The organism is Pseudomonas canadensis (assembly GCF_030980095.1).
Taxonomy (GTDB): domain Bacteria; phylum Pseudomonadota; class Gammaproteobacteria; order Pseudomonadales; family Pseudomonadaceae; genus Aquipseudomonas; species Aquipseudomonas canadensis.
The window spans coordinates 4,321,424-4,334,936 of sequence record NZ_CP133298.1 but is presented as its reverse complement, the minus strand read 5'-3'; the positions used below and the strand labels follow the sequence as shown (position 1 = coordinate 4,334,936).

Sequence of the window (13,513 nt, the reverse complement as noted above, 5' to 3'; positions counted from 1 at the left end):
GCCTTAACAGTGATCGACACATTCATCAGAACCGGCCCGCTTATGGAAGCCTCCAGTTACCCTGCCTGGGCTCAGAAACTGATCCTGGACTGTAGCGAGAGCAAGCGCCGCGTTGTCGAACACGAACTGTACCAGCGCATGCGCGACAATACGCTCAGCGCCAAGACCATGCGCCACTACCTGATCGGTGGATGGCCCGTGGTGGAACAGTTTGCCTTGTACATGGCACAGAACCTCACCAAGACCAAATTTGCCCGCCATCCTGGGGAGGACATGGCGCGCCGCTGGCTGATGCGCAATATTCGCGTGGAACTCAATCACGCCGACTATTGGGTGCATTGGGCCCGTGCCCACGGCGTGAGCCTGGAGGAATTGCAGGCCCAGAACGTACCACCGGAACTGCACGCGCTGAGCCATTGGTGCTGGCACACCAGCTCTGCCGACTCGCTGATCGTGGCCATTGCCGCGACCAACTATGCGATCGAGGGTGCCACGGGTGAATGGTCCGCCGTGGTGTGTTCTACCGGCGTCTATTCGGCGGCTTTCCCAGAGGAAGAGCGCAAGCGGGCGATGAAGTGGCTGAAGATGCACGCGCAGTACGATGATGCCCACCCATGGGAAGCCCTGGAAATCATCTGCACCCTGGCCGGGATGAACCCGACCAAGGAACTGCAGACCGAGCTGCGCCAGGCCGTGTGCAAGAGCTACGACTACATGTACCTGTTCCTGGAAAGCTGCATGCGCCTGGAGAAAGAAAAAGCCCCAGCCGTGGTGCGCGAGCGCCAGGTGCGGGTCGCCAGCGAAGCTTGATGAAATGAGAGTGGCGGGGGCTTACCCCGCCATTGCCAGACGGTTGCGACCCTCTCGCTTGGCCACATACAAGGCACTGTCGGCCCGACGCAGCAGGCTTTCGGTAGACTCTGCGGCCAGCAAAGTCGAGCAGCCCAGGCTCACCGTCAATTCGATCCGCGTGTCATCCGCCCAATAATCCTGGGCCTGCGCCGCTTGGCGTAGGCGCTCACCGACCATCGCAGCGGCATCCCGGCCCGTGTTGGACAGCAGGATCAGAAACTCTTCCCCGCCAAACCGGAACACCATATCCACGTTACGCAACTGGCGCTTGATCGCCCCGGCCACGGCGCGCAGTACCTTATCGCCAGCGGTGTGGCCGTAAGTGTCGTTGATGATCTTGAAGTGATCGATGTCGAGCATCAGCAAGGACAGCGGATTGAGGTGCCGGCGTGCCATGTCGACTTCCCGTTGCAGGGTCTGGTCCATGGCTATACGGTTGCCGGTCTCGGTCAGCGGGTCGCGCAAGGCACTGCGGGTGGCGGCGCGGTAGAGCAGGGCGTTACGGATTGGGTAGAGTAAGGTGGTCAGCAGGGATTCGAGCTGGCCGAGCTCTTCTTCCGCCAGGCGCTGGTTGCGACGAAAGATCAGCTCGCCCAGGTGCTCGCCTTCATGGCTCAGGCTATAGCTCACTGAGTGATGCCCGCGATGGCCGAACTCCAGGCGCAAGTCGCTGGCCTGATGGCGGTACTGCAACGCGTCCAGGGGCACCAGGCGTTGGATCTCACGGAAGAACACACCGAGGATGCGCTCCGGCTCCAGGCTGGTTTGTAATTGCAAGCCCAATTGCTGGCGAAGTTGCTCCAGCGTCGTGGGGCGGCGTGGGAGGAGGGATGGCTGACCAAACCCCAGGCGTTGCAATTTGGCACTGTCAAAGTCAATTGCGTTGGTCTGGGTGGGTGTTTTCATAAGCGATCGGCCTCTAAGCACTGGGCTGTCTTACAGGCTCGATGAGAGTGGCGAATGCCAAGCGTCTTACTGTTCCTTCAGTTCCGTAAAACATGAGTAACAGTTTAGACCGCTTTGCACAGGGTTATAACCCCTGGGCGCTGCCGCACGTCTTGTCATCGCTTAACCTGCTTGAATAAGGGTAGAGCGAGATTCATGCCAAATCGCTTAGAACTAATAAAAAGTCATATAAATCAATCGACTGCTTTTATCGCTAAAAGCAGTCGCTGGATGATGACGCCAGTTAATTGGCAACTAAGCGGTGGCCTTACTGTTTCTGCGGATCGAACTGTTTATCGCGAATAAACAACGCCGGTATGACACCGCAGATAAAGTACGCGCCGCCCATCACCAAAAAACCCATGCCGATGGAGCCATGGGACGCCAGGAAGCCGATGGCTGCCGGCGCCACCGCTGCGCCGATACGGCCGATGTTGTACGCACCACCCACCGCCGAACCACGAAACTTGGCCTCAAAGCTTTCGGTCATGTAGGTCGCGTTCACGCCATAGGGAATGCCGTACAGGAAGCCGAACACCACCAGCATCCACAGGATATTCTCGGGGCTTTGGAACAGCACGATCACCGGCAGGAAGATCGCCGTGCCCAGAGCGCCGAACGCGAATACCACGCGTCGACCGAGACGGTCCGCCGCCAGGCCCGCGAGGATCTTGCCGAAGATCATCGCCGCATAAGTGCCGACCATGTAGCTGGTCATCGACTTGAAGTTCATCCCCAGCTCGCTTTCCAGGTACGACGGCATCCAGTTGTTCACGCCGTAGTAACCGAATTGCAAGAAGCCTGCGGTCAGGGCCCAGAGCAGGAACATACGGCTGGCCTTGGGGTCGCTGAAGATCAGCTTGAACATGCCATCGGGCTTTTTCTTCAGGACGTCCTGGCTGCCGTTGGCTTTGTCTTTCGCCCGTTCGGCGCGCGCGGTCAACCAGGCCTGAGGCTCCGGCACCAAGCGTTGCATCAGTACGGCGAGGATCACCGGGATGATGGCCACGTAGAACAGCCAGCGCCAGCCGTGCTCCGGGAGAATCCAACCGGCCAGTAGGGTGGCAACGATGTAGCCCACCGACCAACCCGCCTGCAGGGTGCCGAGCACGGTGGTGCGGTAGCGGGTCGGCACGTATTCGGCCATCAACGTGTTGCACGCCACGTACAGCGCGCCCAGGCCGAGGGAGGCGAAAAACCGGGTGGCCGCAAACTGCCAATAGCTGTGGGTCATGCCCAGGATCGCCGTGCCCACGGAAAACAGCACGATGCTCCACACCACGGTTTTTACCCGCCCGAAACGGTCACAGGCCCAGCCCCCGTAGATACCCCCGATGGCCATGCCGGCCAGGGTGAAGCTGCCCAGGCTGCCGGCTTCGACGCTGGTCAGGCCGAACTCGGCCTTGAGGCTGCTGAGGCTGTAGGACAGCAACATCAGGTCCGCGCCATCGATCAACAGGCCGAGGAAGCAGAAGATGAAAACGACGATCCACAGTTTGCTTTTTGCAGGCGACAACGCGCCCGCCGATGCGGCGACTTCCATAGCGATACCTTGCTTGTAGTTGTTAGGGCATTGGGTATGGTGGTGCGGTGAGGCCTAGCGTTGCGCCGCGCGAATCATGTTGCGGGCAATCACCAGTTGCTGGATTTGCGTGGTGCCTTCATACAGGCGGAACAGGCGCACATCCCGGTAAAAACGTTCGATGGCGTACTCGCTGATATAGCCGGCACCGCCATGGATCTGCACGCAACGGTCAGCGACGCGGCCGCACATCTCGGTGGCGAACATCTTCGAACACGACGCCTCGGTGCCGATGTCCTGGCCTTCGTCGCGCTTGCGGGCGGCGTCGAGCACCATGCAACGCGCGGCGTAGATCTCGGCCTTGCTGTCGGCAAGCATGGCCTGGATCAGCTGGAACTCGGCAATCGGCTGGCCGAATTGCTTGCGCTCGATCGCGTAGTTCAGCGCGTCGTTCAACATGCGCTCGGCAGCGCCCACGCTGACGGCGGCGATGTGCAGGCGGCCTTTGTCGAGGACCTTCATCGCGGTCTTGAAGCCCACGCCTTCCACGCCACCGATCAACTGGCTGGCTGGCACGCGTACGTTGTCGAAAATCACGTCGCTGGTGTGGGCGCCTTGCTGGCCCATCTTGTGGTCGCGTTTGCCCAGGGACAGGCCGGGTGTGTCACGTTCGACGATGAACGCACTGATACCGGCCGAACCACGGATCGCCGGGTCGGTGCGCGCCATCACGGTGAAAATCCCGGCGTGGGGCGCGTTGGTGATAAAGCGCTTGGTGCCGTTGATCACATAGTGGTCGCCATCGCGCACGGCGGTGGTTTTCAGTGAGGCGGCGTCGGAGCCCGAGTCTGGCTCGGTGAGGCAGAACGAGCTGAGCAGCTCGCCGCTGGCCAACAGCGGCAGGTAGTGCTCTTTCTGTGCGTCGGTGCCATCCAGCAGGATGCCGATGGAGCCGATGCCATTGTTGGTGCCGAAGTAGGAACGGAAGGCCGGTGAGGTGCGCCCCAGTTCAAAGGCGATGGTCACCTCTTCTTCCATGGTCAGCCCGAGGCCGCCGTAGGCTTCGGGGATGGTCAGGCCGAACAGGCCCATGTCCTGGAACTGGCTGACGATGTCCGCCGGGATTTCATCTGTCTCGGCGACTTCGTTTTCCCGTGGGATCAGCGCTTCGTCGACGAACTGCGCAATGGCGTCCACCAGGATATGAAGCGTTTGTGCGTCTCGGATCATGTGCATTCCTCAGCGGCCCGTTCGGCGGGCCTGTTATCGTCAATCTGCCGAGGCCATGCACCGGTCCAGCTAGCGGGTGGCGGCCTCGATGTTGTTCACCATGTGCTTGAGGCGTGGGCCGATGTCGTCTTCGAGTTTCTCCCGGGAGAGGTGGAAACTCGGTCCGCCACAGTTGAACGCCAGCAAGCCGTGTTGTGCGTGTCGCAGCGGCACGGCGATGGCGTTGACATCGCGGTGCCACTCACCGATCGACATGCAATAGCCGAAATCGGTGTAGTCCCGGAAGGCGCGTTCCAGCCCCTTGCGGATGCTCGGCCAGTCCTCCAGATGGCGCTGGCGGATATGGTCGAGAATGAACTCCCGCTCGTTTTCCGGCATTGCTGCCAGGCAGGCGCGGCCTGCTGAACTCAAATGCAACGGCAACCGTGTGCCGACCTGGCGGCGCATGGTCATGTTCGCTTCGCCTTGGACCACGTCCAGGTACACCGCGTCGAGGCGGTCCCGAGTGGCCATCGCAACGGCCGCCTGGGCGTACTTGGCCATGGTCTCCATCAACGGATGAGCCACGGCGCGGATCGACAGGTTCGACAACATCGCGTAACCGAAGGCCATCACGCCTACATCCAACTGATACCGGCCTGACTGCGGCAGGTGCTTGAGGTAACCCAAGCGGGTCAGGGTGTGGGTCATGCGGGTGATCGTCGGTTTCGGCAGGCCGGTCTTGCGCGCCAGTTCCTGGTTGCCCAGCACGCTTTCGCTCGGCGTAAAACAGCGCAACAGTTCCAGGCCACGGGCCAGGGCGGTGACGAATTGGCGATCCTTGTCTTCCTCCTCATCGTTGTTCATCGGGTCGATCAACACATGCTCGAAAGCGGAAACTTCTGTGCTGTCCGGCTCGGGGTTTCGACGGCGCATGGTAATCCTCATTTTTTTATAAAATCAACAAAACAAAATAGTATTCCGCACAGCGAAACTAAGCAATCTTTTGCGCCTTGATTTTCAGATGAGATAAAACCCTCTAAAACAGCGAGTTAGTCGATGGTTTGAGCGTTGTCCGCGTTTTTCCGTTTACACCAGCGGGGTCGGTACTTATGCTAATCATCAAATACGGAATGTTATTTCGCACAGCGAAACATGCGCCAATCCAACTAACAAGAACAATGCAGCAGGAGTGAATGTGACCAGCGCCAACTCACCCGTGGTGACCCTCGACATCCATGACAATGGCGTGGCCGTGGTGCGTATCCACCGCCCTGAAGTGAAAAACGCCCTCAATGCCCAGGTGCGTGAAGCTCTCGCCGAGCACTTCCGCACACTGTCCCGACGCCAGGATGTACGCGCCATCGTGCTGACCGGTGGCGAGCAGTTCTTCGTGGCCGGCGCGGATATCAAGGAGTTCGCCAGTGCGGGCGCGATCGATATGTACCGCCGCCACACTGAATACCTGTGGGAAGCCATCAGTCGTTGCCCCAAGCCGGTGATTGCCGCTGTCAACGGTTTTGCCCTGGGCGGTGGCTGCGAGCTGGCGATGCATTGCGACCTGATCGTGGCGGGCGAGTCGGCGCGATTTGCCCAGCCGGAAGTGAAGCTCGGCTTGATGCCCGGTGCGGGCGGCACTCAACGCCTTATCCGCGCGGTGGGTAAATTCCAGGCCATGCGCATTGCGCTCACGGGCTGCATGGTCAGCGCGAAAGAAGCCCTGGCGATGGGCATGCTCAGCGAAATGGTCAGCGACGACCAGACACTGCCCCGCGCCCTGGAACTGGCCGCGCAGATTGCCGCATTGCCGCCGTTGGCGGTGGAGCAGATCAAGGAAGTGATGCTGGCCGGCGCCGACCTGCCGCTGGAAAGCGCCTTGGTACTGGAGCGCAAGGCCTTCCAATTGCTGTTCGATTCCAAGGACCAGAAGGAGGGCGCCGCCGCGTTCTTCGAGAAACGCACACCGCACTACCGGGGGGAATAAGCATGACCGACACCCTGAATACGATGGGATTGGTGGGCACTGGCGTCATGGGCGCCGGTATCGCACAAATCGCGGCCCAGGCCGGTGTGGTGGTGCATCTGTTCGATGCCCGTGAAGGCGCTGCGCAATCGGCGCGGGATAATCTCAGCGGCACCTTTGCCAAGTTGGTGGGCAAGGGCAAGATCAGCCAGGCCGCGATGGAGGCGGCGCTGGCCAACCTGCGGGTTGCCGAGGCGATTGATGACCTGAGCGATTGCGACCTGGTCGTCGAAGCCATCGTGGAAAACCTCGACGCCAAGCGCGGCCTGCTGCAACAGCTGGAAGGCATCGTCAGCCCGACCTGCATCCTCGCCACCAACACCTCTTCGCTGTCTGTCACGGCCATCGCCACCGGTTGCCAGCACCCTGAGCGCGTGGCCGGGCTGCACTTCTTCAACCCGGTGCCGCTGATGCGTGTGGTGGAGGTGATCGACGGCCTGGCCACCGCGCCAAAGGTTGGCGACGCGCTGTTGGCCCTGGCTGCACGCATCGGCCATCGCGGCGTGCGCGCCAAGGACACGCCGGGTTTCATCGTCAACCACGCCGGTCGTGCTTATGGTACTGAAGCGTTGAAGATGCTTGATGAGGGCATCGCCGAGCGCGGTGATATCGATCGCATCCTGCGCGACGGCGCCGGGTTCCGGATGGGGCCGCTGGAGTTGCTGGACCTCACCGGCCTGGATGTGTCCCACCCGGTGATGGAGTCGATCTACAACCAGTTTTATCAGGAACCCCGCTACAAACCGTCGCCCCTGACCCGGCAGATGTTGGTGGCTGGACGCCTTGGACGCAAGACCGGGCATGGGTTCTATCAGTATGAAAACGGCCAGCTCATCAATGGCCCTCAGCCTCAACCCGTACCGACTGTAAACCCGCAACCGCCGGTTTGGATCGCCACGGAAAACAGTGAAGACTACGAGCGCTTGAGCGCCCTGGTGATCAAACTGGGCGCCCATCTGGAACACGCCGCGCAACCTTCGCCTGAAGCGTTGTGCCTGCTGGCCCCGTATGGCCGCGACGCCACCAGCGCCTGCGTGCGCTTCGACACCGACCCCGCGCGCACCCTGAGCATTGACCTGCTGACGGACCTGTCGCGTCATCGCACCTTGATGCAGAACCCACTGACTTCGCCCGCCATGCGCGATGCGGCTCACGCTTTGCTCGCAGCAGACGGTGTGGGCGTCACGGTGATTGGCGACAGCGTTGGCTTCGTGGCCCAGCGCACCTTGGCGATGGTGGTCAACCTGGCCTGTGACATTGCCCAGCAGCGCATCGCCAGCGTCGAGGATATCGACCAGGCCGTGCAACTGGGCCTCGGTTATCTCAAGGGGCCGCTGGCTTGGGGCGATGCCCTTGGGCCTCGGCGGATCCTGACGATTTTGCAGCGCATGAGCGAACTCACCCACGACCCACGTTACCGCCCCAGCCCCTGGTTACGGCGGCGGGCGATGCTGGGTGTTTCCCTGCGCCATGAAGAGCCGACAGCCGGCTGATTTCCCAACCTCACAGGATAAGAACGATGGGTGCATTGACAGGTTTGCGGGTACTGGATTTAAGCCGTGTGTTGGCCGGCCCCTGGTGTGGGCAAGTGTTGGCCGACCTTGGCGCGGAAGTGGTCAAGATCGAACGCCCGAAAAGCGGCGACGACACCCGTGCCTGGGGGCCGCCCTGGATGAAGACCGACACCGGCGAATCTTCCGGCGAAGCTTCTTATTATCAGTCGACCAATCGCGGCAAGTTATCCGTGGCCATCGACATGGCCACTCCCGAAGGTCAGGAGTTGGTACGCGCTTTGGCGGCCAGCTCGGATGTACTGATCGAGAACTATAAGGCCGGCTCCCTGGCCCGTTATGGCCTGGATTACGCGACCCTGGCCGAGATCAATCCACGCCTGGTGTATTGCTCCATCACCGGTTTCGGCCAGACCGGGCCGCGTGCCGAAGAGCCGGGTTACGACTTCATCATCCAGGGCATAGGTGGCTTGATGAGCATTACTGGCGAGCGTGATGATTTGCCGGGCGGCGGCCCGCAAAAAGTTGGCGTGGCGTTTTCCGACTTGATGACCGGCCTGTATTCCACCGTGGCGATCCAGGCTGCATTGCTCAGCCGTGAGCGCACCGGCGTTGGTCAATACATCGATATGGCGTTGTTGGACGTACAAGTCGCCACATTGGCCAACCAGAGCATGAACTACCTCGCGTCGGGCAAGGTGCCGCAGCGTTATGGCAATGCCCACGCCAACATCGTGCCTTACCAGGTGTTCCGCGCCGCCGACCGTGACTTCATCATCGCCTGCGGTAATGACAGCCAGTTCATCGCCCTGTGCCAGAGCATCGGCCTGCCGCACTTGCCGCAGGACCCGCGCTTTTGTCGCAATGCCGACCGCGTGGCCCATCGCGAAGACATCGTCGCGTTGCTCTCGGCGCACTTCCTGGGGCGCAGCGCCGATGAGTGGGTGGCGTGCATCCATGCGTCGAAGGTGCCGGTGGGGGCGATCAACTCGATTGCGCAATCCCTGGAAGAACCCCAGGTGATCGCGCGTAACCTGATGGTGAACATCCCACACCCGCAGAACCCGGACTTTGCCATGGTCGGCAGCCCGATCAAAATGTCCGGCACGCCCGTGGAATATGTGCGTCCGGCGCCGAGGCTGGGGCAGCACACCGACGATATCCTCGGTGAACGGTTGGGCTTGTCGGCGGAGCAACTGGCCCAACTCAAGGCGCGAGGGATCGTCGAGCAGCAGGGTTAGACCAAGGTAGAGCGGTCGATCTGCGCGATGGAGGTGACGCCGGTGAGGGTCATGGCCACGCGCATTTCCTTGGCGAAGATGTCCAGCAGGTTTTCCACACCGTGCTGGCCGTCGGCCGCCAGCGCGTAGGCGGTGGCACGCCCCAGCAGGCAGGCCTTGGCACCCAAGGCCAGCATGCGCACCACGTCCAGCCCGGAGCGGATGCCGGAGTCCACCAAAACCGTGAGATCGTCGCCCACCGCATCGGCAATCGGAGGCAGGGCCTTGGCAGTGGACAGCACGCCATCCAACTGGCGACCGCCATGGTTGGAGACCACGATGCCATCGGCACCGAAACTCACCGCGTCCTTGGCGTCCTGAGGGTCGAGAATACCTTTGATGATCATCGGGCCTTTCCAGAATTCGCGGATCCATTCCAGGTCTTTCCAACTGATGGAGGCGTCGAAATTGTTCGCCAGCCAGCCGATGTAGTCTTCCAGGTGTGTGGGTTTGCCCAGGTATTTGGAGATGTTGCCCAGGTCATGGGGACGGCCCATCAGTCCTACATCGAAGGCCCATTGCGGCTTGGTGACGGCTTGCAGCATGCGCCGCTGTGCTGCGAACGGTCCGGACATGCCCGAGTGGGCATCGCGATAGCGCGCGCCGGGCGTGGGCATATCCACGGTAAACACCAATGTAGTGACGCCCGCGGCTTGCGCGCGCTCCAGCGCATTGCGCATGAAACCACGGTCCTTGAGCACATACAGCTGGAACCAGATCGCCTGCGCGCTCTGCGATGCCACCTCTTCAATCGGGCACACCGACACCGTCGACAGGCAGAACGGAATGCCCTTGTTTGCCGCCGCCTTGGCCGCCTGCACTTCGCCACGTCGCGCGTACATGCCGGTGAGGCCCACCGGGCTGAGTATCACCGGCATGTCCAGCTCCTGGCCGAACAGCGTGGTCTTCAGGCTCAGGTTGTCCACATTGCGCAGGATGCGTTGGCGCAGGCTGATCTCGGCCAGGTCCGAACTGTTCGCACGCAGCGTGTGTTCGGCGTAGGCGCCGCCGTCGATGTAGTCGAACAGGAAGCGCGGCAACTTGCGCTTGGCGGCTGCGCGGTAGTCGGAGGCGGACGAGATGATCATTATTGGAGGGCTCCACAAGGCAAGGTGAAGTCAGGATAGGCAATTCTCTGGCATGATAAAAACAACTTTTATCGCTGGTGGTCAGTCGCCGAAGGAATACTGATGAACCTGAGAACATTGCGTGCCTTTGTCGAAGTGGTGCGCCAGGGTGGTTTTTCCCAGGCCGCCGAGGTGGTGTGCCTGACCCAATCCACCGTGAGCAAGGCGGTCAAGACGTTGGAAGATGAACTGGGCACACCGTTGCTCAACCGCCTGGGCCACCGTAACGAACTCACCGCTGCCGGCGAAATCGCCTACCGACGCGCCTTGGTGCTGCTTGCCGAGCGCAACGACTTGGTGGCCGAGATCAACGACCTGCGCGGTTTAAAGCGTGGCGTGCTGCGTATCGGCCTGCCGCCGGTGGGCTGCGGTGTGCTGTTTGCGACGATGTTTGCGACCTACCGCAACCGCTACCCGGACATCGACATCGAACTCACCGAGTACGGCAGCAAAAAGTTGCGCGAATGCCTGGAAGCGGGGGAGGTCGACCTGGCGGCGCTGCTGCTGCCGGTGGATGAAGACTTCGACTGCCAACCTGTGCGCAATGAGCCGCTGATGGCCGTGCTGCCCATCAGCCACCCTTTGGCCCAGCGCAAGCGCATCGACTTCACTGACCTGGCCGATTCACCGTTCATCCTCTTCGAAGCCGGCTTTGCCCTCAACGCCAAGATCCTCGCTGCCTGCGAGCGCAAAGGCGTCACCCCCAAGGTGACCGCACGCAGCGGGCAGATCGACTTCATCATCGACCTGGTCGCCGCCGGACTGGGTGTGGCCTTCGTGCCACGCATGCTGGCGCACAAACATCAACACGCTGGCATCGCCCTGGTCCCGTTGGATGAACCCCACACCGACTGGCACATCGCCCTGGCCTGGCGCTCGAGCGCCCATCTGCCACCGGCGGCTTTGGCCTGGCTGGAGTTGGCAAGGGAACACGCCGATTCAACCGGTCATCCGGTTTAATCACACCGAATGAAAGGGAGTGCTTGACTTATCCTTTTTAATCAGTAACATACGGCGCATTCCGCGATAGCTCAGTTGGTAGAGCAAGTGACTGTTAATCACTGGGTCCCTGGTTCGAGTCCAGGTCGTGGAGCCAGATAGCGACATAAAAAAAGCCTGCAGAGATGCAGGCTTTTTTTTGCCTTGGATTTCTCCAGGGTGATCAAACCTACAGCGCGGCCAGCATTCAGCCGTCTCTGTATCGATGTTGAAACAAATCCATACATTTAATTGACGCCACTATATCGCCACCCTATGATCGCCGCTCATTGATGGCTCTGTGCCATATAGAGGGATCTATTGATGTGGCGTTTGTTACGCCGGACCGGGCTCGGCCTGCTGTCCGCTTTTTTTTGCCTGAGCGCAGCCGGATTGGCTCAAGCCGCCACCCCGCAGAACACGCCGGGCATCACCGATCTGATTCGTGACCGTCAGGACCGTTTGCTCGAAGAGCAGCAGCGTCGTCTCGAAGAACTCAAGGACTTGCCGGGCAAAGCAGCCGCGCCTGCCAAGCCAACAGCGCCCGTCGACACCCGCTGCTTTCCCATCAAGACTCTCGAAGTTTCCGGTGCCGACGCGCTCTCTGAACGCGAACGCCAAGCGCTGATCCAGCCCTACATTGGCCAGTGCCTGGGCGTGCCGCAACTCAATGAGGTGCTCAAGGTCATCACTGACCGCTACCTGGCCAAAGGGCTGGTTACCAGTCGTGCCTACTTGCTCCAACAGGACCTCTCCAGTGGCGTGCTCAAGATCCAAGTAGTCGAAGGCCGGCTGGAAGAGTTGAAGGGCGCGCAGGGCAGCGGCATCACCGACCGCCAACTCGGGATGAGCTTTCCAGGTAAACCGGGTGAATTGCTTAACCTGCGCGAAATTGAGCAGATGGTCGATCAGTTGAACCGCCTGCCGTCGAATCAGGCTCAGATGGAGTTGGCGCCGGGTAAAGAAGTGGGCGGCAGCGATGTACTGGTTAAAAACACCCCGCAAAAGCCCTGGCGCGTTGGGCTGTCACGCCATAACGGCGGTCAGCGCAGCACTGGTGAGCAGCAATGGGGCGCCAGTCTCGATTGGGATAACCCGCTTGGCCTTGCCGACCAGCTTTCCCTGCGTGGCGGTCATGATGCCGTCAGCGACCACCAGAAAACCTCGCGTAACTCGATGCTCAATTACAACCTGCCGTTTGGCTGGTGGAACCTCAATTACAGCTACAGCGAGTCCGAATACCGCTCCCTGGCCCAGGCCAACAACTTCAACTTCAAGCAGTCGGGCGACAGCCAGAGCCACCAGTTGCGCCTGGAGCGAGTCATTCACCGTGACGCGCTGAGCAAAACCTCCCTCAGCACTGGCGTGGCTTACCTGCGTACCAATAATTTCATTGAAGACAGCAAGCTGGTCCTGAGCAGCAACCGTCTCAGCGAAGCGCAGTTCGGCATCAACCACGGTCGGCGCATTGGCGAGTCATTCCTTAACATCGACCTGGGCATGCAGGACGGCATTGGCGCCTTCGACGCCCAGGCCAATCACAACCCACGGCCGGGTCAGGCTGATGCGCGCTACCGCAAATACACCGCAACCGTGAGCTACCTGTACCCGTTCAAGCTGTGGGGCGAGTCGTTGAGCTTCAGCAGCCTGATGACCGGCCAGCGCAGTGAGGACGTGCTGTTCAGCCCCCAGCGCATAAGCCTGGGCGGGCAGTCATCGATTCGTGGTTATAAGGATCAGATGCTCTCCGGCGACAGCGGCGGCTATTGGCGCAACGACCTGCGCTGGAGCCGCCCGGTGACCTGGGCCTGGCTGCAACCCGTGCTGGCCGAATACGGCACCAGCCTCGGCTACGACCAGGGCGTGATCCGCCATGGTCGCTACAACGCCGAGCAGCATGGGCGCATGAGCAGCAATTCCCTGGAACTGTTTGCACGCGGCAAGAACGTCGCGGCCACGGTGACCTTTGCACACTCTTTGGAACGACCGGGCCCGATCACGGAACGTGAAGCGCCGATCTATTTCCGCATGGATTTCTTCCTTTAAATTTTTACCGCCCTTTGGGC

At 60.9% G+C, this 13,513-nt stretch carries 11 protein-coding genes and 1 tRNA gene; 7 read left to right on the top strand and 5 right to left on the bottom strand.

From position 1 onward, the window contains the following. The first annotated feature begins 9 nt into the window (after window positions 1-9). A complete protein-coding gene (locus RB216_RS20030; RefSeq protein ID WP_308907793.1) occupies window positions 10-810 on the top strand; it encodes an iron-containing redox enzyme family protein in 801 nt (266 codons plus the stop codon). A gap of 21 nt (window positions 811-831) precedes the next feature. On the opposite strand, the gene RB216_RS20025 is transcribed toward RB216_RS20030, so the two are convergent. From RB216_RS20025 to RB216_RS20010, 4 genes are all read right to left on the bottom strand, one after another. Beyond that, window positions 832-1,758: a GGDEF domain-containing protein gene (locus RB216_RS20025; RefSeq protein WP_308907792.1), complete on the bottom strand. Its 927-nt coding sequence runs from the start codon at window positions 1,756-1,758 to the stop codon at window positions 832-834. Between the two features lie 307 nt (window positions 1,759-2,065). After that, complete coding sequence (locus tag RB216_RS20020) at window positions 2,066-3,340, bottom strand: MFS transporter (RefSeq protein ID WP_028617231.1); 1,275 nt, start codon at window positions 3,338-3,340, stop codon at window positions 2,066-2,068. A 54-nt stretch (window positions 3,341-3,394) separates the two neighbouring features. Beyond that, window positions 3,395-4,549 (bottom strand): acyl-CoA dehydrogenase family protein, encoded by a 1,155-nt coding sequence (locus RB216_RS20015; protein WP_028617230.1) that lies wholly within the window; start codon window positions 4,547-4,549, stop codon window positions 3,395-3,397. Between the two features lie 69 nt (window positions 4,550-4,618). Further along, entirely contained in the window at window positions 4,619-5,464 is an 846-nt protein-coding gene (locus RB216_RS20010) for an IclR family transcriptional regulator (protein WP_122555173.1), read from the bottom strand. Window positions 5,465-5,726: 262 nt separating this feature from the next. Between RB216_RS20010 and RB216_RS20005 the strand changes: the two genes are divergently transcribed. The 3 genes from RB216_RS20005 to RB216_RS19995 are packed head-to-tail and all read left to right on the top strand — an operon-like array spanning window position 5,727 to window position 9,303. Next, window positions 5,727-6,512 carry an enoyl-CoA hydratase gene (locus RB216_RS20005; RefSeq protein ID WP_305382041.1) on the top strand — a complete coding sequence of 262 codons (786 nt, stop codon included), beginning with the start codon at window positions 5,727-5,729 and terminating at the stop codon, window positions 6,510-6,512. A gap of 2 nt (window positions 6,513-6,514) precedes the next feature. Continuing rightward, window positions 6,515-8,044: a 3-hydroxyacyl-CoA dehydrogenase gene (locus RB216_RS20000; protein ID WP_308907791.1), complete on the top strand. Its 1,530-nt coding sequence runs from the start codon at window positions 6,515-6,517 to the stop codon at window positions 8,042-8,044. Window positions 8,045-8,070: 26 nt separating this feature from the next. Further along, the gene (locus tag RB216_RS19995; RefSeq protein ID WP_028617227.1) at window positions 8,071-9,303 is read left to right on the top strand and encodes a CaiB/BaiF CoA transferase family protein; all 1,233 of its coding nucleotides are present in this window, start codon (window positions 8,071-8,073) and stop codon (window positions 9,301-9,303) included. On the opposite strand, the gene lldD is transcribed toward RB216_RS19995, so the two are convergent. Then, window positions 9,300-10,430: an FMN-dependent L-lactate dehydrogenase LldD gene (lldD, locus tag RB216_RS19990; protein ID WP_010208917.1), complete on the bottom strand. Its 1,131-nt coding sequence runs from the start codon at window positions 10,428-10,430 to the stop codon at window positions 9,300-9,302. The genes RB216_RS19995 and lldD overlap by 4 nt on opposite strands. A gap of 102 nt (window positions 10,431-10,532) precedes the next feature. Here lldD and RB216_RS19985 point away from each other — a divergent pair, with 102 nt between their 5' ends. The 3 genes from RB216_RS19985 to RB216_RS19975 all read left to right on the top strand — a co-directional run bounded on the left by RB216_RS19985 (window position 10,533) and on the right by RB216_RS19975 (window position 13,493). Next, complete coding sequence (locus RB216_RS19985) at window positions 10,533-11,429, top strand: LysR family transcriptional regulator (RefSeq protein WP_308907790.1); 897 nt, start codon at window positions 10,533-10,535, stop codon at window positions 11,427-11,429. A gap of 60 nt (window positions 11,430-11,489) precedes the next feature. After that, a tRNA-Asn gene (locus RB216_RS19980) sits at window positions 11,490-11,565 on the top strand. A 206-nt stretch (window positions 11,566-11,771) separates the two neighbouring features. Then, window positions 11,772-13,493, top strand: coding sequence for a ShlB/FhaC/HecB family hemolysin secretion/activation protein (locus tag RB216_RS19975; protein WP_308907789.1), 1,722 nt, complete (start codon window positions 11,772-11,774; stop codon window positions 13,491-13,493). Window positions 13,494-13,513 lie beyond the last annotated feature (20 nt).